Annotated in this window: 18 protein-coding genes; 6 read left to right on the forward strand and 12 right to left on the reverse strand. The window is 71.6% G+C overall.

The features are described from left to right. Window positions 1-17: 17 nt before the first annotated feature. Together galE and galT are read right to left on the reverse strand one after the other, a co-directional pair. Complete coding sequence (galE, locus tag CNQ36_RS14400) at window positions 18-989, reverse strand: UDP-glucose 4-epimerase GalE (protein ID WP_004930387.1); 972 nt, start codon at window positions 987-989, stop codon at window positions 18-20. Further along, window positions 986-2,047, reverse strand: coding sequence for a galactose-1-phosphate uridylyltransferase (gene galT, locus CNQ36_RS14405; protein ID WP_040906952.1), 1,062 nt, complete (start codon window positions 2,045-2,047; stop codon window positions 986-988). The genes galE and galT overlap by 4 nt, the downstream gene beginning before the upstream one ends. Before the next feature lie 176 nt (window positions 2,048-2,223). Between galT and CNQ36_RS14410 the strand changes: the two genes are divergently transcribed. Then, complete coding sequence (locus CNQ36_RS14410; protein ID WP_121546300.1) at window positions 2,224-3,903, forward strand: sodium:solute symporter family protein; 1,680 nt, start codon at window positions 2,224-2,226, stop codon at window positions 3,901-3,903. A 21-nt stretch (window positions 3,904-3,924) separates the two neighbouring features. Continuing rightward, on the forward strand, window positions 3,925-4,233 hold the full coding sequence (locus CNQ36_RS14415) for a hypothetical protein (RefSeq protein WP_121546301.1): 309 nt from the start codon (window positions 3,925-3,927) through the stop codon (window positions 4,231-4,233). A 317-nt stretch (window positions 4,234-4,550) separates the two neighbouring features. Here CNQ36_RS14415 and CNQ36_RS14420 read toward each other — a convergent pair whose 3' ends face one another. From CNQ36_RS14420 to rsmI, 9 genes are all read right to left on the reverse strand, one after another. Continuing rightward, window positions 4,551-5,222, reverse strand: a complete 672-nt coding sequence (locus CNQ36_RS14420; protein ID WP_040906947.1) for a helix-turn-helix transcriptional regulator — start codon at window positions 5,220-5,222, stop codon at window positions 4,551-4,553. A gap of 205 nt (window positions 5,223-5,427) precedes the next feature. Then, the gene (locus tag CNQ36_RS14425) at window positions 5,428-7,338 is read right to left on the reverse strand and encodes an outer membrane protein assembly factor BamB family protein (RefSeq protein WP_121546302.1); all 1,911 of its coding nucleotides are present in this window, start codon (window positions 7,336-7,338) and stop codon (window positions 5,428-5,430) included. A gap of 58 nt (window positions 7,339-7,396) precedes the next feature. Then, entirely contained in the window at window positions 7,397-9,166 is a 1,770-nt protein-coding gene (locus CNQ36_RS14430) for an outer membrane protein assembly factor BamB family protein (protein WP_121546303.1), read from the reverse strand. 238 nt (window positions 9,167-9,404) lie between these two features. Further along, window positions 9,405-11,219 carry an ABC-F family ATP-binding cassette domain-containing protein gene (locus tag CNQ36_RS14435; RefSeq protein WP_121546304.1) on the reverse strand — a complete coding sequence of 605 codons (1,815 nt, stop codon included), beginning with the start codon at window positions 11,217-11,219 and terminating at the stop codon, window positions 9,405-9,407. A gap of 125 nt (window positions 11,220-11,344) precedes the next feature. Then, window positions 11,345-12,238, reverse strand: coding sequence for a 4-(cytidine 5'-diphospho)-2-C-methyl-D-erythritol kinase (locus tag CNQ36_RS14440; RefSeq protein ID WP_121546305.1), 894 nt, complete (start codon window positions 12,236-12,238; stop codon window positions 11,345-11,347). After that, complete coding sequence (rsmA, locus tag CNQ36_RS14445) at window positions 12,235-13,125, reverse strand: 16S rRNA (adenine(1518)-N(6)/adenine(1519)-N(6))-dimethyltransferase RsmA (RefSeq protein ID WP_121546306.1); 891 nt, start codon at window positions 13,123-13,125, stop codon at window positions 12,235-12,237. The genes CNQ36_RS14440 and rsmA overlap by 4 nt, the downstream gene beginning before the upstream one ends. A gap of 34 nt (window positions 13,126-13,159) precedes the next feature. Next, window positions 13,160-14,050, reverse strand: coding sequence for a TatD family hydrolase (locus tag CNQ36_RS14450; RefSeq protein ID WP_121546307.1), 891 nt, complete (start codon window positions 14,048-14,050; stop codon window positions 13,160-13,162). Between the two features lie 31 nt (window positions 14,051-14,081). Then, a complete protein-coding gene (locus tag CNQ36_RS14455) occupies window positions 14,082-14,489 on the reverse strand; it encodes a hypothetical protein (RefSeq protein ID WP_121546308.1) in 408 nt (135 codons plus the stop codon). Window positions 14,490-14,728: 239 nt separating this feature from the next. Further along, window positions 14,729-15,577 (reverse strand): 16S rRNA (cytidine(1402)-2'-O)-methyltransferase, encoded by an 849-nt coding sequence (gene rsmI, locus CNQ36_RS14460; protein ID WP_121546309.1) that lies wholly within the window; start codon window positions 15,575-15,577, stop codon window positions 14,729-14,731. 85 nt (window positions 15,578-15,662) lie between these two features. Here rsmI and CNQ36_RS14465 point away from each other — a divergent pair, with 85 nt between their 5' ends. The 4 genes from CNQ36_RS14465 to CNQ36_RS14480 all read left to right on the forward strand — a co-directional run bounded on the left by CNQ36_RS14465 (window position 15,663) and on the right by CNQ36_RS14480 (window position 21,691). Beyond that, window positions 15,663-17,414: a dolichyl-phosphate-mannose--protein mannosyltransferase gene (locus CNQ36_RS14465; protein ID WP_121546310.1), complete on the forward strand. Its 1,752-nt coding sequence runs from the start codon at window positions 15,663-15,665 to the stop codon at window positions 17,412-17,414. Window positions 17,415-17,571: 157 nt separating this feature from the next. After that, a complete protein-coding gene (locus tag CNQ36_RS14470; protein ID WP_163013266.1) occupies window positions 17,572-18,120 on the forward strand; it encodes a hypothetical protein in 549 nt (182 codons plus the stop codon). Window positions 18,121-18,272: 152 nt separating this feature from the next. Beyond that, window positions 18,273-19,910 (forward strand): penicillin-binding transpeptidase domain-containing protein, encoded by a 1,638-nt coding sequence (locus tag CNQ36_RS14475; protein WP_121546312.1) that lies wholly within the window; start codon window positions 18,273-18,275, stop codon window positions 19,908-19,910. A 113-nt stretch (window positions 19,911-20,023) separates the two neighbouring features. Beyond that, the gene (locus CNQ36_RS14480) at window positions 20,024-21,691 is read left to right on the forward strand and encodes a penicillin-binding transpeptidase domain-containing protein (protein WP_004930338.1); all 1,668 of its coding nucleotides are present in this window, start codon (window positions 20,024-20,026) and stop codon (window positions 21,689-21,691) included. Window positions 21,692-21,708: 17 nt separating this feature from the next. Here CNQ36_RS14480 and CNQ36_RS14485 read toward each other — a convergent pair whose 3' ends face one another. Continuing rightward, window positions 21,709-22,062 (reverse strand): SsgA family sporulation/cell division regulator, encoded by a 354-nt coding sequence (locus tag CNQ36_RS14485; RefSeq protein WP_121546313.1) that lies wholly within the window; start codon window positions 22,060-22,062, stop codon window positions 21,709-21,711. Window positions 22,063-22,075: the final 13 nt, after the last annotated feature.

A 22,075-nucleotide genomic window follows, 5' to 3' on the forward strand; every position in this document is an offset into this window, starting at 1 on the left:
TGCCCCTTCGTGACGTTCTAGTCGGTCTGCTCGGCGCGCTGCTGCGCGAACTCCCACGCGTCGGCGACGATCCCCGCGAGGTCCGTGCGCGACGGATTCCAGCCCAGCCTCTCGCGGGCCGTGGCGGCCGACGCGACCAGGACCGCCGGGTCGCCGCCCCGGCGCGGGGCCACGACCTCGGGGATCGGCCGGCCGGTGACCTTGCGGACCGTCTCGACGACCTCGCGGACGGAGAAGCCCTCGCCGTTGCCGAGGTTGCAGACCAGGTGCTCGCCCGGCGCGGCGGCCCCCAGCGCGAGCAGATGGGCCTCGGCCAGGTCGGCGACGTGGATGTAGTCGCGCACACAGGTGCCGTCCGGCGTCGGGTAGTCGTCGCCGTAGACGGAGATCGACTCGCGCCGGCCCTGGGCCACCTGCAGCACCAGCGGGATGAGGTGCGACTCGGGGTCGTGCCGCTCGCCCTGCCGTCCGTACGCGCCGGCCACGTTGAAGTAGCGCAGGGAGACCGCGCCCAGCCCGTGGGCGGCCGCCTCGCCGCTGATCATGTGGTCGACGGCGAGCTTGGAGGCGCCGTAGGGGTTGGTGGGCCGGGTGGGCGCGGACTCGGTGATCGGCACCTGCTCGGGTTCGCCGTAGGTGGCGGCCGTGGAGGAGAACACGAGCCGGCGCACGCCCGCCTCGCGCATCGCGCCGAGCAGCGCCATGGTGCCGCCGACGTTGTTGTCCCAGTACTTCTCGGGCTTCGCCACCGACTCGCCGACCTGTGAGAAGGCGGCGAAGTGCAGCACCCCGTCGTACGACGAGTCCAGCCATTTGGCGGCGTCGCGGATGTCGCCCTCGACGAACGACGCGCCCGTGGGAACGCCTTCCCGGAACCCGGTGGACAGGTTGTCGAGGACGACGACCTCGTGTCCGGCCTCGATCAGATGCTGGGCGACGACCCCGCCGACATACCCCGCACCGCCGGTGACCAGGTACTTCCCGCTCATGAACTCGCTACCTCCCGCAGTCGCTGGGCCGCGCGCTCCGGCGGCACGTCGTTGATGAACACGTTCATGCCGGACTCGGAGCCCGCGAGGAACTTCAGCTTGCCGGACGTGCGGCGGATGGTGAAAAGCTCGAGGTGCAGCGCGAAGTCGTCACGCGTCACGCCCTCGAAGTCCTCCAGCTGCCCGAACGGGGCCTGGTGCCAGGCCGCGATGTACGGCGTCGGAGGCTCGTTCTCCCCGAAGATCCGGTCGAAGCGCTTCAAGAGTTCCAGATAGACCTGGGGGAACTCTGTGCGCGCCGCCTCGTCCAGCCCGAGCAGGTCGGGCACCCGGCGCAGGGGGTAGAGGTGGACCTCGTAGGGCCAGTGCGCCGCGTAGGGCACGAAGGCCACCCAGTGTTCACTCCGGAGGACGATCCGTTCCTCCGTCAGTTCCCGCTGCAGCACGGCGTCGAAGAGGTTCTCCCCGCCGGTCGCCTCTTTGTGTGCGGCCACTTGGCGCAGCATCAGGGCGGTGCGGGGGGTGGTGAAGGGGTAGGCGTAGATCTGCCCGTGGGGGTGCTGGAGGGTGACGCCGATCTCGGCTCCCCGGTTCTCGAAGCAGAAGACCTGTTCGACGGAGGGCAGATGCGACAGCTCGGAGGTCCGGTCGGTCCAGGCGTCGAGCACCAGCCGGGCCTGCGGCTCGCTCAGCGAGGCGAAGGACGCCTGGTGGTCGGAGGTGAAGCAGACGACCTCGCACCGGCCCGAGTCGCCGGCCAGGGAGGGGAAACGGTTCTCGAAGACCACCACGTCGTACGAGGAGTCCGGGACCTCGCTCAGCCGGTCGCCCCGGGAGGGGCAGAGGGGGCATTCGTCGGCCGGCGGGTGGTAGGTGCGGCCCTGGCGGTGGGAGGCGATGGCGACGGAATCGCCCAGCAGCGCGTCGTGGCGCACTTCGGAGGTGGTGACGGTGGCGTCCAGCGGGCGGCGGTCGACGGCGTCCCGCACGGTGTCGTCGCCCAGGTCGTAGTAGACGAGCTCGCGACCGTCGGCCAGCCGGGTCGAGGTCTTCTTCACTGCGGCACTCCTCTGCACCCACCAGTCACCCAACACAATCGAACATAACACATCACAACTCACCAGCGCGCGGCTCTCATCACGATCAAACAAAGAACATCACCAGAAGTGTTCAGTTACTGAACACAGAGGCATAGGTTCCGCACCGGATCAGTTCGCGAACGAAGCGAGTGTGTATGCAAACCCCCACATATCTGGCCGCAGAGCTTCGACTCCCCACCAACTGGCTGGACTACACGATCCTCGGGATCTACTTCGTCGTGGTGCTGGGCATCGGCTTCGCGGCCCGCCGCTCGGTCAAGACCAGCCTCGACTTCTTCCTCTCCGGCCGCTCCCTGCCCGCCTGGGTCACCGGCCTCGCCTTCGTCGCCGCCAACCTGGGCGCCACCGAGATCCTCGGCATGGCGGCCAACAGCGCGCAGTACGGCGTCTACACGACCCACTGGTACTGGATCGGCGCCATCCCCGCGATGGTCTTCCTGGGCCTGGTGATGATGCCGTTCTACTACGGCAGCAAGGTCCGCTCGGTCCCCGAGTTCCTGCTGATGCGCTTCGACAGAGCGGCCCACCTGCTCAGCTCGATCCTCTTCGCGGCCGCCGCCATCCTGATCGCCGGCGTCAACCTGTACGCCCTGGCGATCGTCGTCGAGGCCCTGCTCGGCTGGCCGCAGTGGGTGGCCATCGTCGTCGCCGGCTTCTTCGTCCTGGCCTACATCACCCTGGGCGGCCTCTCCTCCGCGATCTACAACGAGGTCCTGCAGTTCTTCGTCATCCTGGCCGCGCTCATCCCCATCACCGTGCTCGGCCTGAAGAGCGTCGGCGGCTGGGACGGCCTGTCCGACTCCCTGAGCGCGTCGCACGGCGGCGACTTCATGACCGCCTGGGGCGGCACCGGCATCGGCAGCGACAACCCGCTCGGCGCCAACTGGCTGACCATCGTCCTCGGCCTCGGCTTCGTCCTCTCCTTCGGCTACTGGACGACCAACTTCGCCGAGGTGCAGCGCGCCCTGTCCGCGAAGAACCTCTCGGCGGCCCAGCGCACCCCGCTCATCGCCGCCTTCCCGAAGATCTTCATCGTGTTCCTGGTGATGATCCCGGGCCTGGTCGCCGCGGTGCTGGTGCCCAGCATCGGCACGCCCGACTCTGACCTGCAGTACAACGACGCCATCCCGTACCTGATGGAACAGCTCCTGCCCAACGGCGTCCTCGGCATCGCCGTCACGGGTCTGCTGGCCGCGTTCATGGCCGGCATGGCGGCCAACGTCTCCTCGTTCAACACGGTCTTCACCACCGACATCTGGCAGAGGTACGTGGTGACCGACCGCGAGGACGCCTACTACGTCCGCTTCGGCCGCCTGATCACCGCGATCGGCGTCCTCGCCTCCATCGGCACGGCGTTCCTGGCCAGCTCCTTCTCCAACATCATGAGCTACCTCCAGACGCTGTTCTCCTTCTTCAACGTGCCGATGTTCGTGGTCTTCATCATCGGCATGTTCTGGAAGCGCGCCTCGATGAAGTCCGGCTTCTGGGGCCTGATCGCCGGCACCACCGCCGCGATGGTCAACTACTTCGTCATCTACAAGCAGGGCATCATCGACATCCCGTCCGACCAGGGCGCCAACTTCGTCTCCGCGATCGCCGGCTTCGTGGCGGGCGCGGTGGTCATGGTCGCGGTGTCCCTGTTCACCGCCCCCAAGCCCGCCGACGAACTCCAGGGCCTGGTCTACGGCACGCGCTCACCCGGCATGGCGGAGCCGCCCGCGGAGGGCGACGACGCGTGGTACCGGAAGCCGGCGCTGCTGGGCTGGGGCGCCGTCGTTCTCGCCGCCGCCTGCTACATCCCGTTCTCGTTCTGAACGCGGGAGGATTGAGGGACCATGTCCGAGCACTTTTCCGAGCGTGATCTTCAGCAGCAGGTCTCCGATCTGGAGACCAGGTCGACGACGGCCGCGCGGCTGTTCGACATCCGGCGGATCATCGGTGGGCTGTTCGTCCTGTACGGCGTGATCGTGACGATCGCGGGGTTCACCGCGTCCGACGCGGACATCGACAAGGCGCAGGGGGTCAACATCAACCTGTGGACCGGGTTGGGGATGCTGGTCCTCGGCCTGCTGTTCCTGCTCTGGCTGAAGCTGAGGCCGACGGCTCCGCCGCCTGAGCCCCTGCCGGGGGAACGGGAGGAGTAGCCGCGGGCCTCGCGGCGCCCGGCGCCATACCGGTACCCGGCGCGGGTGTGGGCCGGGGGTGGGTCTGCGCAGCCCGGCGCCAACGGGGTGCCGTCGCGCCCACCCGTGCCGCCCCAGCGGCACGACTGCCCGCGGAGTGCGGCGGTGTGGCGGGTTCGGCGGTTAGCCGCTTACGGCGCGGAGGGGGCGGGGCGGGGGTGGTCGCCCGCAGTGGCTGGCGCGTCCGCGCCCTGTGCCCCTTCCAGCCGGGACAGTCGCGCCAGTCCGAGGACGTCCACCCCCGACACGACCCCGCACCACCCACCGCCCCCAGGCGTTCAACCCACCGGCCCCGCGCGGTCCAGGAGGCCCGTGCGGGCGGCCAGTGCCGCCGCCTCCAGCCGGGACCCCACCCCCAGCTTCATCAGCACCCGCTGCACATGCGTCCGCGCCGTCGACGGCGCGATCCCCATCCCCGCCGCGATCAGCCGCGTGTCCTCCCCCTCCGCGACCCGCACCAGCACCTCCACCTCCCGAGGCGTCAGCATCTGCAACAGCCGCGCCCCCTCGTCATCCGGCTGAGCCACCGGATTCAGCAGCTCCCCGAACGCCCCCTGCAACAACTGCGGCGCCACAGCGGCCTCCCCCGCCCGCGCCTTCATGATCGCCCGCTCGACCCCCTCGATCCGCTCGTCGTGCCGCACGTACCCCGACGCCCCCGCCGCGAAAGCCGCCGCGATCCCCCGAGGCGACGGCACCGGCCCCAGCACCACCACCGCCACCTGCGGCCGCTCCCGCTTGATCTTCACCACCGGATCGAACGCCCCCGGCTCCGCCGGCCCGGCCGTCCCCAGCAGGCACACCTCCGGCGCCCTGCTGATCACCAGATCCGCCGCCCCCGCCGCCGGCGCCGCGGCCGCCAGCACCCGGTGCCCCCGCAGCTTCAGCGCCGAGGCCAACGCCTCGGCGAGCAACCGGTGGTCGTCGACCACCATCAGCCGCACACCCATCGAACAACCAACCCCCCAGACCAACGCACCCCCGGATGCCCCCGGAAGCTACACGCTTGTTCGACGTCGCGCTCCCCCTACCGGCGAGAATCGCCCCGGATCGCCGAACTTCCCGTATTCGGTGCCGATGAGCCCATGATGAGCGGTACGCGCACGGCCCCGTCCCTGAACAGGGACGGGGCCGTGGAAATTGTCCGACCGACGATCAACTCGTACCGAACGCGATCACCAGATACTCCTTGCGGTCCGTTCCCGCCGAGAAGTCACTGGCGTACACACTCGACATGTACAGACCCCCCTTGGAGAACAGGATCTCCGCGTAGTCCGGGGACATCCGCGCCTCCACGTCCCGCACGTTCTCCGTCGCCGGGTTCTCCATCAGCGTCGTCTGCTTGAAGGTGCCGCCGTCGATGCTGACGATCTGCCCGCCCTTGTCGTACGGCGGACGCTTGTACGCCAGGACGTTGTTGCCGTCCATCCGCAGCGGGTAGATCTCGTAGTCGTCGCCCGCGTCGGCCCGCTGGCCGGTCTGCTTGCCGGTCGCCAGGTCGAAGGCCACGATCTCGTTGGTCTGGCCGTACGACTCCCCGCTGCCGTCGTGCTCCTCGGTGGCGATGTACAGCCGGTCGTTGCCGACGGCCAGCCCGCTGCACTTCTCGATCTTGTAGATCGCGTCGCAGCGCGCCGCGAAGTCCTCGCCCGGCGCGGAGATGCGCGTGCGCAGCTTGCCGGTCTTGTTGTCGACGGAGAAGAAGTCCGAGATGCCGCTGCCGTCACCCGCGGAGTCACCGACGTCGGCGGCCACGACCAGCGGGTCGGTGGAGACCACGGCCGCGTACTCGATGCCCTCGTCCATCTTGTACTCGGTGATCACCTTCCCGGTCTTCGGGTCGATGTTCTGGATGTGCAGCTGACGCGCCTCGTACTCACCGCACTTGCGCACCGCGACGAGCTTCGCGCCGCCCGCGTACCCGGAGTCGTAGCAGGAGTCGGACGTCTTCGGCGCCCAGAGCTGCTTGCCGGTGGCGACGTCCCAGGCGGCGCCGCCGCTGGTGCTGCCCGCCGCGACGGTGCCGCCGCTGACGGTGACGTTGTTGAAGCTGATCGGCATCGTGCCGGACTGGGCGGTCTTGGTCCAGACCTCCTTGCCCGTCTCGAGGTCGATCACCGCGACCTGCGTGCAGGACTGCGGGTCGCCCTTCGTCGGCATGTCGGGCTTGAAGATGATCGCCGTCTTGTTGTCCTCGGTGGTGCGGCCGCTGCCCTCGCACACCGGTCCGGGCAGGTCGATCGTCCACTTCTTGGTGCCCTTGGCGCGGTCGTACCCGACGACCTCGGCGATCCCGCTCTTGGCGTACACCGTGTCGGTCAGCCAGGAACCGGCGGTGGAGATGCTGGTGACGTCCTTGGGCGTCTTGGGCGCGGGCACCTGGAACAGCACCTTGGAGCCGGTGTCGGCCGGCGCCTTCTCCTGGGCCCCGGAGGAGCCGCTGCCGCTGCCGTTCTCACCCCCGCCGCCACCGTTGGTCTTGTTCTTGCCGTCGCCCCCGGCGGTGTTCTTGCTGTCGTCGTCCTTGCCGGACGAAGACGCGTACCAGACACCGCCACCGACGATGAGGGCGATGGCCACGACCGCGGAGACGATGATGGCGATCTGCGAGTTGAACTTCTTCCCGCCACCCCCCGGCTGCGGCTGCATCGGCATGGTCGCCGGCTGCGGATACCCGTAACCGGGCTGCCCGTAGCCGGGCTGGCCATAACCGGGCTGCCCGTAGGCCCCGGGCTGCTGCGGCTGCCCGTAGGCACCCGGCTGCTGCGGCTGCCCGTACGGCCCGGGCTGCGCCTGCCCCGGATACCCGTACCCGGCGGCCGGCGGCTGCTGCTGCTGCGGATACCCGTACCCCGGCCCCTGCGGGGCGGCCGGAGGCGCGGACGGCTGCGGCGCCTGAGGATAGCCGTACCCCGGCTCGGGAGCCTTGTTCAGATCAGGCCCGCCCGCCGGAGCGGACGGCGGCTGCTGCGGAGACTGCGCGGGCTGCTGCTGCGAAGGATCCTGCGGCGGCCCGAACCCCGGCTGCTGCGGGGGCTGGTTGGGCGGCGGAGGCGGCTGGGTCATGGCGTGAGTACCTCGGGGAAGGGGACGACGGGCGACGGAAAGGGGACGGGCGGGACCCTCACTTGCCGTAGGCGAGCATCAACTTCTCCTTCGACTCGTCGTTGCCGGTCAGCCGGGTGGTCGAGATGTAGAAGCGTCCGTCGACCCAGTCGATCGACTTGCTGAAGAAGCTGTTCTCGATGTCCGCGACGCCCTGCGGGTTCTGCATCAGCTTGGCCGGCTCGTGGCTGCCGCCGCCGACCGGAATCGCCACGATCTGGCCGCCGGCGTCGTACGACGGGTCGACGTAGGCGACGAGCTTGCCGCCCTCCACCTTCAGCGGCTGCATGGACTCCCCGGCGGGGGACTTGACCCGCCACCGCTCCTTGCCGCTGTCGAGGCTGATCGCGACGATCTCGTTGGCTCCGGTGGTCGCCTTGGTGGGCAGGTACAGGGTGTCGCCGTCGACGACGACGCCCTCGCAGCCCTGGAGGTCGCGCGCGAGGATGGCCCAGCCGCAGCCGGGGGCGAAGTCCTCGTCGACGGTGACCTGCGAGCGGAACGTTCCGCTACCGGTGAAGGCGGAGATGTTCCAGGCCTTCTTGTCCTCGTTGGTGCTGTAGATGACCACCGGGTCGACGGAGTAGGCGCGCTCGACGCGCCACCCCTTGTCGAACTTCTGGGTCCACTTCACCTTGCCGGTCTTCGGGTCGAGCTCCCGGAGCTCGTCGTGCTCGTTGTCGCCGCCGGCGCCGCAGGACGCGACCTGGAGCAGCCGCTCGCCGCCCGCGAAGGCGCCGGGGAAGCAGGGCGCGTCGCCGTACTTCTTGGAGTCGAACAGCTTCTTGCCGCTGGTGACGTCGTACGCCGTGCCGGACTGCGAGCGGCCCACCATCAGGGTGTCGCCGGTGAGGGACATCTCGATGGAGAGCACGGAGTCGAACAGCGCGCCCTCGGCGACCTCCTGCGTCCAGCCCTTCTCGCCGGTGTCGAGGTCGACGAGCTGGAGCTGGTTGCACTTGGCGCGGTCGCTGCTGCCGCTCATGTAGGCGATGACGACCTTGTCGTCGGCCGTCTTGTCCTGGGTGACCGCGCAGATCTTCTGCGGGAAGGCGATGGCCTCCCAGGCGGGCTTGCCGTCGGCGACGTTGTAGGCGAAGAGCTCCTTGTAGGCGGCCTTGACGGCCGTCTTGCCGGTGACCCACATGCCGGGGGCCTCGGCGCCGGAACCGGGCGCGTCGGGCGCCTCCTTGTACCAGAGCACCTTGGACTCACCGGCCTGGCGGCCCTCGTTGAGGTCCTCCGGGTCCTCGCCGCCGTCGCCGCTGCCGTCGCCCGGGTTGACCGGGGCGCCTGAGGCGTCCGGCTTGGGGTCGTCGGTCTGCTGGGCGACGGGCTTCTTGTCCTTCTTCCCGTCGTCGCCGCCGGAGACGGCCCACACGGTGCCGCCTATCAGCAGCAGCGCGGCCACGGCGGCGCCAACGACCAGGGCGGGCTTGCCCTTGAACGGGTTGCGGGAGCCGGTCCCGCCGGGCGGCGGCGTGCCGGGCGCCCCGGGGAACTGCGGCTGCGTCGGGTATCCGTACCCGGGCTGCTGCCCGTACGGCCCCGGCTGCTGCGGCTGGCCGTAGGGGCCGGAGGCGTACGGTCCGCTGTTGTACGGGCCCGGCTGCTGCGGTGCCTGCTGCGGGTATCCGTACCCCGGCTGCGGCGCCCCGGCCGGAGGCGGCGGCGTCTGGGGCGCCCCCTGCGGGGGCGGCGGGGTCGGTGCCCCGAAGCCACCTCCCGGCGGCGGATCCTGCGGCGCTCCGAAGCCGCCCTGAGGCGGCTGGTTGGGCGGCTGAGTCATCAGCGCGTTCCCCCTTACTCACTGATTTTTAGCCACGCCCTGAGGCACCCGGTGGACTCAGAGTCGTCTTCATACTGTTTTCAGACGGCCTCTTTCTATCACCCGGCACCGGCAGGTCACCGGGCCGCGCCCTCCCCTGTTCCCAAGGGAGAACCGGCCTGTGATGCCCCCGTTACGCGCCTTCACGCCCTCTTCACGCCACCCGCGCCCCCCTGCACGCGGAACCGGCCCGGCGCTCTCAGGCGTCCTCCGCCAATTCCAGCCAGCGCAGCTCGAGTTCCTCGCGCTGACCGGAAAGCTCCCGCAGCTCGGCGTCCAGTTCGGCCACTTTCGCGAAGTCGGTGGCCTGCTCGGCGATGGCGGCGTGCAGCGCGGTCTCCTTCTCGGAGATCTTGTCGAGCTGCCGCTCGATCTTCTGGAGTTCCTTCTTGGCGGCGCGCTGGTCGGCGGCGCTCTTCTCCGGCGCGGCGCCCCGCGCCGGAGCGGCCGGTACGGAGGCCGCCGCGGCGGCGGTCTCCTCCATCCGCTTGCGGCGCTCCAGGTACTCGTCGATCCCGCGCGGCAGCATCCGCAGGGTGCCGTCGCCGAGGAGGGCGAAGACCCGGTCGGTGGTGCGCTCGACGAAGAACCGGTCGTGGGAGATGACGATCATCGAGCCGGGCCAGCCGTCGAGGACGTCCTCGAGCTGGGTGAGGGTCTCGATGTCGAGGTCGTTGGTGGGCTCGTCGAGGAAGAGGACGTTGGGCTCGTCCATCAGCAGGCGCAGCAGCTGGAGGCGCCGCCGCTCACCGCCGGACAGGTCGCCGACCGGCGTCCACTGCTTCTCCTTGCTGAACCCGAAGGTCTCGCACAGCTGCCCGGCGGTCATCTCGCGACCCTTGCCGAGGTCGACCCGCTCCCGGACCGCCTGCACGGCCTGCAGCACCCGCCAGGACGGGTCGAGTTCGGCGACCTCCTGGGACAGGTAGGCGAGTTTGACCGTCTTGCCGACGCGGACGGCGCCGGCCGCGGGCTGCGCCTCGCCCCCGGTGCGGGCGGCCTCCGCCAGCGCCCGCAGCAGGGACGTCTTCCCCGCGCCGTTGACCCCGACGAGACCGATGCGGTCGCCGGGGCCGAGCTGCCAGGTGATGTGCTTGAGCAGCACCTTGGGGCCGGCCTGGACGGTGACGTCCTCGAGGTCGAACACGGTCTTGCCCAGCCGCGAGGAGGCGAACTTCATCAGCTCGCTGCTGTCGCGCGGCGGGGGGACGTCCTTGATGAGCTCGTTGGCGGCCTCCACGCGGAAGCGCGGCTTCGACGTCCGTGCGGGAGCGCCGCGCCGCAGCCAGGCCAGCTCCTTGCGGACCAGGTTCTGCCGCTTGACCTCCTCGGTGGCGGCGATGCGCTCGCGCTCCGCGCGGGCGAAGACGTAGTCGGAGTAGCCGCCCTCGTACTCGTACACGGTGCCGCGCTGCACGTCCCACATGCGGGTGCAGACCTGGTCGAGGAACCAGCGGTCGTGGGTGACGCAGACGAGCGCGGACCGGCGCTCGCGCAGGTGCCGGGCGAGCCAGGCGATGCCCTCGACGTCGAGGTGGTTGGTCGGCTCGTCGAGGACGATCAGGTCCTGCTCCTCGATGAGCAGCTTGGCGAGCGCGATCCGGCGCCGCTCGCCGCCGGACAGCGGTCCGATGACGGTGTCCAGCCCCTTGGGGAACCCCGGCAGGTCCAGTCCGCCGAACAGTCCGGTCAGTACGTCCCTGACCTTGGCGTTGCCGGCCCACTCGTGGTCGGCCATGTCGCCGATCACCTCGTGCCGGACGGTGGCCGCGGGGTCGAGGGAGTCGTGCTGGGTGAGCACCCCGATGCGCAGCCCGCCGGAGTGCGTGACGCGCCCGGTGTCGGCCTCCTCCACCTTGGCGAGCATCCGGATGAGGGTGGTCTTGCCGTCGCCGTTGCGCCCCACGACCCCGATCCGGTCCCCCTCGGAGACGCCGAGGGAGATCCCGTCGAGCAACGCGCGCGTGCCGTACACCTTGCTGACGTTCTCGACATTGACCAGATTGACGGCCATTACTCTCCTGCCCGGTGGATCGATCAGCTTTCAAGCGTAGGCCCTGACGGAGGGCTGCCGGAACGTGAGAAGGCGGCCGCTCTCCGTGAGCGGGCGGGCGGCTGCCGTGGAGGGCGGCGGCGGGTTCAGACGAGCGCCGCGCCCGGTACCGGGCCCGCCGCCGTGCGCACGGTGCGGCAGGTGCCGGAGGCCCGCAGCGCGCCCGCGATCGCCTCCGCGCCCTCCGCGTCCCGGGCGAGGAACGCCGTGGTCGGCCCCGATCCCGAGACCAGCGAGGCCAGTGCCCCGGCGGCGCGTCCGGCGGCCAGCGTGTCCGCCAGTTCGGGGAACAGCGACAGCGCCGCCGGCTGAAGGTCGTTGGAGACGGCGGCGGCGAGCGCGTCGGCGTCCCCCTTTGCCAGTGCGCCCAGCAGGTCCTGCGAGGCGACGGGCCCGGGGATCTCCCGCCCCCGCGCCAGCCGGTCGAACTCCCGGAACACCGCCGGTGTCGAAAGGCCCCGTGCGGCCATCGCGAACACCCAGTGGAAGGCGCCGCCCACCTCGAGCTCCGTCAGCCGCTCACCGCGGCCCGTGCCCAGTGCCGCCCCTCCGACCAGGCTGAACGGCACGTCGCTGCCCAGCTCGGCGCAGAGGGCGAGGAGCTCCTCGCGCGAGGCGCCGGTCCCCCACAGCGCGTCGCAGGCCAGCAGGGCGCCCGCGCCGTCCGCGCTGCCGCCCGCCATGCCCCCGGCGACGGGGATGTCCTTGGCGATGTGCAGGTGCACGTCCGCGTCGCGGCCGTACCGCTCGGCGAGCGCCAGGGCGGCGCGGGCGGCGAGGTTCGTACGGTCCAGGGGGACCTGGCCGGCGTCGGGGCCCGCGCAGGTCACCCGCAGCTCGTCGGCCGGGGTGACGGTCACCTCGTCGTACAGGCCGACCGCGAGGAAGACGTTGGCCAGGTCGTGGAAGCCGTCGGGGCGGGCCGCGCCGACCGCGAGCTGGACGTTGACCTTGGCGGGGACTCGGACGGTGACGCTCACTGCTGGCCCGGCTCCTTCTTCTCGGTGTGCTGGGCGTTCTCGGCGATGCGCGCGAACTCCTCGACGGTCAGCGACTCCCCCCGGGCCTGCGGGGAGACCCCCGCGGCGACCAGGGCGGCCTCCGCGGCGGCGGCCGATCCCGCCCACCCGGCGAGCGCGGCCCGCAGTGTCTTGCGGCGCTGGGCGAACGCCGCGTCGACGACGGCGAAGACCTCGCGCCGGGAGGCGGTCGTCTTCGGCGGCTCGGCGCGGCGGACCAGCGAGACCAGGCCGCTGTCGACGTTCGGCGCCGGCCAGAACACGTTGCGCCCGATGGCACCGGCCCGCTTGACCTCCGCGTACCAGTTGGCCTTGACCGACGGGACGCCGTACACCTTCGAGCCGGGGGCGGCGGCCAGCCGGTCGGCTACCTCCGACTGGACCATGACCAGGGTGCGCTCGATGCTCGGGAAGCGCTCCAGCATGTGCAGCAGCACCGGGACCGCCACGTTGTAGGGGAGGTTCGCGACGAGCGCGGTCGGGGCGGGTCCCGGGAGCTCGGTGACGTGCATCGCGTCGGAGTGGACCAGCGCGAACCGGCCGGCCCGCGCGGGCATGCGGGCGGCGACCGTCGCGGGCAGCGCGGCGGCGAGCACGTCGTCGATCTCGACGGCGGTGACCCGGTCGGCGGCCTCCAGGAGCGCCAGCGTGAGCGAGCCGAGGCCCGGGCCGACCTCGACGACCGTGTCGTCGGGGCGGACCCCGGCGGTGCGCACGATGCGGCGGACCGTGTTGGCGTCGATCACGAAGTTCTGGCCGCGCTGCTTGGTGGGCCGGACGCCGAGGGCGGCCGCCAGTTCACGGACGTCGGCGGGGCCCAGGAGGGCGTCAGGGGTGGGGCTGGTCACGGGACAAGGGTACGGGGCACGGTGACCGGGCAGGTCACGCCTGTGGATAACCGAAGGCGCGGGCCGTGTTCGCGCCGAGGGCGGCGGCGAGGGTGTCCTCGTCGACGCCCCGCACGGCCGCCATCGCCCGCACGGTCACCGGCACCAGGTAGGGGGCGCCCGGCCGCCCCCGGTAGGGCACCGGGGTCAGGAAGGGCGCGTCGGTCTCGACCAGGACCAGCTCCAGCGGGGCCACGGCGAGCGCGTCCCGCAGGTTCTGCGCGTTCTTGAAGGTGACGTTCCCGGCGAACGACATGTAGTAGCCGGCGCTCGCGCAGATCTCCGCCATGTCGGCGTCCCCGGAGTAGCAGTGGAAGACGGTGCGCTCGGGGGCGCCCTCCTCCTTCAGCACCCGCAGCACGTCGGCGTGGGCGTCCCGGTCGTGGATGACGAGGGCCTTGCCGTGCCGCTTGGCGATCTCGATGTGGGCGCGGAAGGAACGCTCCTGCGCCTCCTTGCCCCCGGGGCCGGTGCGGAAGTGGTCCAGTCCGGTCTCGCCGACGCCCTTGACCTGGGGCAGCGCGGCCAGCCGGTCGATCTCGGCGAGCGCCTCGTCCAGTCCGGCGTCGCCGCCGGGCTCGCGGGCGCCCTGCCGGGACCAGCCGTCGGGGTCCCCGTGGACGATGCGGGGTGCCTCGTTGGGGTGCAGGGCGACCGTCGCGTGGACGGCGTCGTACGCCGCGGCCGTCTCCGCCGCCCACCGGGACCCCTCGAGGTCGCAGCCGACCTGCACCACCGTCGTCACGCCCACGGACGCGGCCTTGGCGAGGGCCTCCTCCACCGTGCCGGACTGCATGTCGAGGTGGGTGTGCGAGTCCGCGACCGGTGTCCGCAGGGGTTCCGGGAGCGGCGGGGCGGCGTTCTTGTCGGGGGCGTTCGCAGGCATGTCCCCGATCCTACGGAAAGCGGCGCGGGCGTCAGCCCGCCCTGCGGAAGGGGTGCAGCAGGTCCGACAGATGCCAGTGGTGACGCCCCGCCGGCGGCGGGGCGTCGTCGGGCTCCCACACGGCCTCGACGGGCCCGGCGGGCGGCACCCGGCGCTCGCGGTGGGCGGCGTTCCGGGCGGAGGCGACCCGGCCCGGCCGCATGATCCGTACGACGTGGCCGTCGCAGTGCCGGCAGGCCGGCCGGCTGAGCGGGGAGGGGACGATCCGTCCGTCGGCGACGTACAGCACGAACTCGTGGCCGTCGGCGCCGGTGTGGTGCTCTATCTCGTACGACTGCTCCCAGCCGTGGCCGCAGCGCATGCAGGCGAAGGAATACGACTCGTTGACGACGGCGGTGGCGCCCGCGCGCAGCGCGGCCCGTCCGGTGATCTCGGTCATGCCGACTCCTGTCGGTCCTCTGGAGGGGCGGATGCGCCCCGCCCACCAGTGGACTCCTCCGCGGACCGGAAGGCAGGCGGGGCAGCCGAGTGTTGGAGCCGATTTGGGGTCCCCTTGCCCGACCGGCCTCCGGACGGCCCCGGCGCTTTGCCTTCCGCACGGCTGCTTTACCCGCCCGTGGGGCGTCCGCTCACCGGAGGAGCGGCCTGCTCAGAGGGGTTTCGCGTCCCCGGCGCCGTTCACGCCCCCGCGTTCTTGGCCGCCACCACCGCGTCGAAGACCTGCCGCTTGGGCAGCCCGGCCGCCGCCGCCACCGCGGCGATCGCCTCCTTGCGCCGCTCCCCGGCGTCCTCCCGCACCCGCACCCGCCGCACCAGCTCCGCCGCGTCGATCTCCTCGGGGCCCTGCTCCGGGGCGCCCTCGACGACCACGGTGATCTCGCCGCGCACGCCCTCGGCCGCCCACGCGGCCAGTTCGGCCAGCGGCCCCCGCCTGACCTCCTCGTACGTCTTGGTCAGCTCCCGGCAGACGGCGGCCCGGCGTTCCCCGCCGAACACCTCGGCCATCGCGGCGAGGGTGTCGTCGAGGCGGTGCGGGGCCTCGAAGTAGACGAGGGTGCGGCGCTCCCCGGCGACCTCCCGCAGCCGTCCCAGCCGCTCGCCGGCCTTCCGGGGCAGGAACCCCTCGAAGCAGAACCGGTCCACGGGCAGCCCGGACAGGGCGAGCGCGGTGAGCACGGCGGACGGGCCGGGCACCGCGGTGACCTTGATGTCCCGCTCGACGGCCGCCGCGACCAACCGGTACCCGGGGTCGGAGACCGACGGCATCCCCGCGTCCGTCACCAGCAGCACCCGCGCCCCGCCCGCCAGCTCCTCGACCAGCTCGGGCGTACGGGCGGACTCGTTGCCCTCGAAGTACGACACGACCCGGCCCCCGGGTGTGACGCCGAGCGCCTGGGTGAGACGGCGCAGCCGCCGCGTGTCCTCCGCGGCGACGACGTCGGCGCCCGCCAGTTCCTCCGCGAGCCGGGGCGGCGCGTCGGAGATGTCGCCGATGGGGGTGCCTGCGAGTACGAGGGTTCCGGTCACGCCCCCATCCTCCCAGGAGCGGACGGAGGCGGGGCATACCGGCCATGAGCGGGACTCGCACAGCGCCGTTCCCTACGATGGCGCGGTGACCAGTACCGCGTCCTCCACGGACACCCGGCAGGACCAGGCACCGCACGAGCAGCGGCCGTCGTGGCAGCAGCGGCTGCGCCGTTTCGGCTACCCGGCGCCGGGGCGGGCGCCCTCGGGGGACGACGTCCGCGACCGCCTGGTACCGCCGTACACGGAGCCCTCGCCCCGGCTGTGGGACACGCTGGGCGTGCCGCCGCGGCTCGGGGGGCGGCTCACCCGCTGGTCGGCGTGGGGCGGTCCGCTGCTGGTCACGCTGCTGGCGGGGGTGCTCCGGTTCTGGAACCTGGGCAGCCCGAAGGCGGTGATATTCGACGAGACGTACTACGCCAAGGACGCGTGGGCGCTCATCCACCGCGGCTTCGAGGTCAACTGGGACAAGAACGCCAACGATCTGATCCTCTCGGGCGGCCCCGTCCCCATCCCGACGGACGCGGCGTACGTCGTGCATCCGCCGGTCGGGAAGTACGTGATCGGGCTGGGCGAGCTGATGTTCGACTTCGACCCGTTCGGCTGGCGGTTCATGACCGCCCTGCTCGGCACGGTCTCCGTGCTGATGCTGTGCCGGATCGGCCGGCGTCTGTTCCGCTCCACGTTCCTCGGCTGTCTGGCGGGCGCGCTGATGGCGGTGGACGGGCTGCACTTCGTGATGAGCAGGACCGCGCTGCTCGACGGCGTGCTGATGTTCTTCGTGCTCGCGGCCTTCGGCTGTCTGGTGGTCGACCGGGACCGGGCGCGGGAGAGACTCGCCGCGGCGCTGCCGGTGGACGCCGACGGCCGGGTCCGCCCGGACGCGTACCTCGCGGAGAACACCCGGATCGGCTTCCGGCCCTGGCGACTGGCGGCCGGCCTGATGCTGGGCCTTGCGATCGGCACGAAGTGGAACGGCCTGTACATCACGGCCGCGTTCTGTGTGATGACGGTGCTGTGGGACGTCGGCGCGCGCCGGGTGGCGGGCGCCCGGCGGCCCCGTACGGCGGTCCTGAAGCGGGACCTGGGCTGGGCGTTCCTGTCGACCGTGCCGGTGGCGGTGGTCACCTACTTCGCGTCCTGGATCGGCTGGATCCTCTCCCCGTCCGACGGCACGGGCGGCTACTACCGCGACTGGGCCACCAAGGACGGCAGGAGCAGCGACTGGTCCTGGCTGCTGCCCGACTGGTGGCGCAGCCTGTGGCACTACGAGAACCAGGTCTACGACTTCCACGTCGGCCTGTCCTCGCCGCACACCTACGAGTCCAACCCGTGGAGCTGGATCGTCACGGGCCGCCCGGTGTCGTACTTCTACGAGTCCCCGGCCCCCGGCACGGACGGCTGCCCGGCGGACGCGGGCGAGAAGTGCGCCCGCGAGGTCCTGGCGCTGGGCACGCCCGTGCTGTGGTGGGTGGGCTGCTTCGCGCTCCTGTACGTCCTGTGGCGCTGGCTGTTCCGCCGGGACTGGCGGGCCGGCGCCATCGCCTGCGGCCTGCTGGCCGGCTACGCCCCCTGGTTCCTCTACCAGGAACGCACGATCTTCTTCTTCTACGCCATCGTCTTCCTCCCCTTCCTGTGCCTGGCGGTGGCGATGATGCTGGGCGCCCTCGTCGGCCCACCCCGCTCCACCGACGCCCGCCGCGTCGCGGGCGCGACGGCAGCGGGCGTCCTCACCCTGCTGATCGCCTGGAACTTCATCTACTTCTGGCCCATCTACACCGGCACGTCGATCCCCATCGACGACTGGCGGGCGCGGATGTGGCTGGATACGTGGGTCTAGCCGTGTTGGCGCCGCCGTCCTGCGGCGGACCGGCCGCCGACAGGTTGATTCCGACGTCCGGCGGAAAGACTGCCCTGGAGCCGGGAGCGAGCGCGGCCTGACCGCCGCGGGGCGAGTGCCGGTTCCGGATCCGCAGGGGGTACTGATGGATCAGGGGTTGGCTGCGATCTTCGCAGGCGTAGCGGGCCTTGTCGGTACGGGCGTCGGGGGGATGGCCACGGCGTACGGCGCGCGCACCGGAGGCAACAAGATGCTGGAGACCGCGCATGCCCAGGTCCGGGCCCAGTCCAGTGCTGAGCACGGTCACTGGGTACGAGAGCAACGCCGGCAGGCGTGTACGGAGATAATCGACACCTACGGGATCTTCATGCTCGCGCTCAATCGCGTGACGGACAACGTCTGGGTGAGCGTTCCGCCGACGGACAGCGACCTCGAAGCCGTGACAGTCGACGCACGGAACTTCCATCTCGCCGCCGAACGTCTGGCTCTGTGGGGTCCGGACGAACTCGTGGCGCTCGTTCCGCCGATCAGAGCGGCGGTGGAGGGCCTGCACTCCCTCGCCTTTGCCTCGTGCGACGTCGTGGCGACGGCCAACCCTGTCGTGATCGATGACCACTACGACGCGTGCCGCGTCATGGGCGACTCGGCCAAGGCGGCGAGAGGGGCGTTCATGGCCGCCGCCCGCCGCATCCTGGGCAGTCCCTGACCTCCCTCACCGAGCTCCCGGGAGTCTCTGTTCGGACAACAAAGGGGAACGGCGGGCCCGGGGGGCGGCTGTGGCGCATAGAGTGCTCACTCACCCGGGCTTTTTGAACGCGTTCATAAGATGCGGGAGGCCCGGTCGAGGGGGAGCGTTCGATGGGCAAGGGGGTCAAGGCCGCCGTCGTCGGGGGTGTCTTCGCGGTGATGCTGGGCGGGGCCGGGTACGGCGCCTACAACATCGTGTCCGCCGTCAGCGGGGGCGGCACCGGCGGGGCGGAGACAAAGAAGTCCGGGCCGCCGGACGCGGCGGAGGTCGCGGAGACGACCGGCAGTTTCTTCGCGGCTTGGGAGAAGGGCGAGGCCGCGCGGGCGGCGTCGTACACGAACGACGCGGAGCAGGCGGGCGCCCTGCTGACGGCGTACGGCGACGACGCCCGCATGGGCGAGGTCGCGATCACGCCCGGCAGGCCCGCCGGGACCACCGTGCCGTTCACCGTGAAGGCGACCGTCACCTTCGACGGGAAGTCGAAGCCGCTGACGTACCGGAGCGAGCTGACCGTCGTGCGCGGGCAGACCACCGGGCGGCCGCTGGTCGACTGGGGGCCGTCCGTCGTGCACCCGGACCTGAAGGAGGGGGACACCCTCGTCACCGGGGAGTCCGCGCAGCCGGCCATCGAGGCCGTGGACCGCGACGGCAAGGTGCTGACGAAGGAGAAGTACCCCTCGCTCGGCCCGGTCCTGGACACCCTGCGCCAGAAGTACGGGGAGAAGGCGGGCGGCACCCCCGGCGTCGAACTGGTGATCAGGCACGCCGACGGCGCCACGGGCGAGGCCGCCGCCGACACCCCGCTGCTGACCCTCGCCGAGGGCAGGCCGGGCAGGCTGCGCACCACCCTCAGCGCCGGGGTGCAGGCCGCGGCCGAGAAGGCGGTGCGGCAGTACGCCGAGTCGTCGGTGGTGGCGGTGAAGCCCAGCACGGGTGAGGTGCTGGCGGTGGCCAACCACCGCGAGGACGGCTTCAACGCGGCCTTCCAGGGCCGGGTCGCCCCCGGCTCCACCATGAAGATCGTCACCGCCGCCATGCTCATCGACAACGGCGTGACCTCGATGAACGGCCCGGCCCCCTGCCCGCCCACCGCGACCTGGCAGAGCCAGACCTTCAAGAACCTCACCGACATGGAGCCGAACGAGGGCGCCAGCCTCGCCAACAGCTTCCTGCGCTCCTGCAACACGGCCTTCATCAAGCTCATCGACGAGGAGCCGCTCACCGACTCCTCGCTGACCGAGGAGGCGCAGGAGCGGTTCGGACTCGGCCGGGACGACTGGAAGACGGGCATCGCCTCCTTCGACGGCAGCGTCCCCGCCTCCGGCGGCCCGGACCGCGCGGCGAACGCCATCGGCCAGGGCGAGGTGCAGATGAACCCGCTGAACATGGCCTCCGTGACGGCCACCGCCATCACCGGCGCCTTCCGCCAGCCCCACCTGGTCTCTCCGGAGCTCGACGACCGGGAGCAGGCGCAGGCGCGCGGACTGCGGGCGGACACCGCCGCCCAGCTCAAGCAGATGATGCGGCTCACCGCCACCCAGGGCACCGCCCAGCAGGCCATGGCGGGGCTCAGCGGCGACATCGGCGCGAAGACCGGTTCCGCCGAGGTGGACGGCAAGGCCACCTCCGACAGCTGGTTCACCGGCTTCCGGAACGACGTGGCGGCCGCGGCCATGGCCCAGCAGGGCGGCCACGGCGGCGACGCGGCCGGGCCGATTGTCGCAGCCGTGCTACGAGCGGGCAGCTGATCGCGTAACGGACCGGCCGGGACCCTAGGGTGGGGGCCGTCGTCGGTACACGAGCGCCAGAGGCGTCACGAGGGCCGCGGGGGGCCCGGCGGACAGCGGAGGAACGGACAGCAGTGGGCAACAGAAGGAACGTCGCCGAGCGGCGCAGGACGAGACCCGCCGTGCTCGGCGGAGCGATCGCCGTGGTCGTAGGCGGCGCCGGATTCGGTGCCTACGCGCTGCTCGGCGGCGGCGACGGGGACGGCACGCGGACGTCCTCCGCGCAGCAGGCCGAGACCGTCAGGACCGGCCCGCTGTCCGCGGCCGAGGTCACCGGCGCGGCGGAGCGGTTCCTCACCGCCTGGCAGGCCGGGAAGGTGGGCGAGGCGGCCGCCGCCACCGACGACCCGAAGGCCGCGACCGCCCTGCTCACCTCCTACGCCAAGGACGCCCGGATCGAGGACCTCACCCTCACCGCGGGCGCCCGCACCGGCGGCAAGGTCCCCTTCGCCGTAAAGGGCACGGTGTCGTACGACGGGGCCGGCAAGCCGCTGGCGTACGACAGCGCGCTGACCGTGGTCCGCCGGGCCGGGGACGGGGAGCCGCGGGTGTCCTGGCAGCCGTCCGTCGTGCACCCCGAGATGAAGGACGGCGACAAGCTGGTCACCGGCGAGGCCGGCACACCGCCGGTCAAGGCGCTGGACCGGGACGGCGGTGAGCTGACCACCGCCGACTACCCGTCCCTGGGGTCGGTGCTGGACGGGCTGCGCGAGAAGTACGGGGAGAAGGCGGGCGGCGAGGCCGGCGTCGAGCTGCGGATCGTACGCGGCAAGGAGTCGAAGAAGGCCGAGCTGTCCGACAAGACCCTCCTGGAGCTGAGCGAGGGCACGCCCGGCACGGTGAAGACCACGCTGAGCCCCTCCCTGCAGGCCGCCGCCGAGGCCCAGGTGACGAAGAAGGACCGCGCGTCGCTGGTGGTCGTACGCCCGTCGACCGGCGAGATACTCGCGGTGGCGAACTCCTCGCACGGCTTCAACACCGCGTTCCTGGGTTCGCTCGCCCCGGGTTCCACCATGAAGGTGATCACCTCCTCGCTGCTGATCGAGAAGGGCCTCGCCTCCATGGACGAGAAGCACCCGTGCCCGAAGTACTTCAGCTACGGCGGCTGGAAGTTCCAGAACGACGACAAGTTCCAGATCAAGGACGGCACGTTCAAGGCGAGCTTCGCCCGCTCCTGCAACACGGCCTTCATCAGCCAGGCGCCCGAGCTGGCGGACGACGACCTGACCAAGCAGGCCCAGGAGGTCTTCGGGCTGTCGAGGAACGACTGGCAGGTCGGCGTGCCCACCTTCGACGGCTCGGTCCCGGTGCAGACGAAGGCGCCGATGGCGGCCTCCCTGCTCGGCCAGGGCGGGGTGCGGATGAACCCGCTGAACATGGCGTCGGTGTCGGCGACCGTGCAGTCCGGCGTGTTCCGGCAGCCGTATCTGGTCTCCCCGGACGTCGACGGACGGAAGACGGCGACGGCCTCGCGCACCCTGTCGGCCGGCACGCTGGCCCAGCTGCGGGAGATGATGTCGTACACCGCCTCCTACGGCACCGCCGCGGAGGCGATGGCCGGGGTGAGCGGTGAGCGGGGCGCCAAGACCGGGTCGGCGGAGGTCGACGGGCAGAAGAAGCCCAACGGCTGGTTCACCGCCTACCGCGGGGACCTGGCCGCCGCGGGCGTGGTCCAGCGGGGCGGCCACGGCGGCTCGACCGCGGGACCGCTCGTCGCGGCGCTGCTGAAGAGCGGCGGCTGAACGGGCGCCGTCCGGGGTCAGTGCGGGACGGGTTCGGCGGCGCTGTACGTCCGCCGCAGGAACCGCGCCAGGGTCTTGGTCTCGAACTGCACCACCGACACGCCCTGCGCGGTGTGGAACTCGACCACGGCCTGCACCCGGCCGCACGGCCACACCCTGACCTCGCCCCTGCCCGTGGGGGCGAGCATGCCCCGCTCCAGCAGCTCCCGGTCGACGATCCATTCCCGGGGCGCGGCGCCCGGAAGGGTCACGCGGACGCAGAGCGGGTCGTCCTCGGGGTCGTAGCGGAGCACGACGGGTACCGCTCCCACGTCCTCGTCGAGGACATCGGTGACGACATGGACTCGCGCGTACTGCTCGACAACGGACATCGTGGGCCCCTTA

It is taken from the genome of Streptomyces fungicidicus (genome assembly GCF_003665435.1).
Classification (GTDB): Bacteria; Actinomycetota; Actinomycetes; order Streptomycetales; family Streptomycetaceae; genus Streptomyces; species Streptomyces fungicidicus.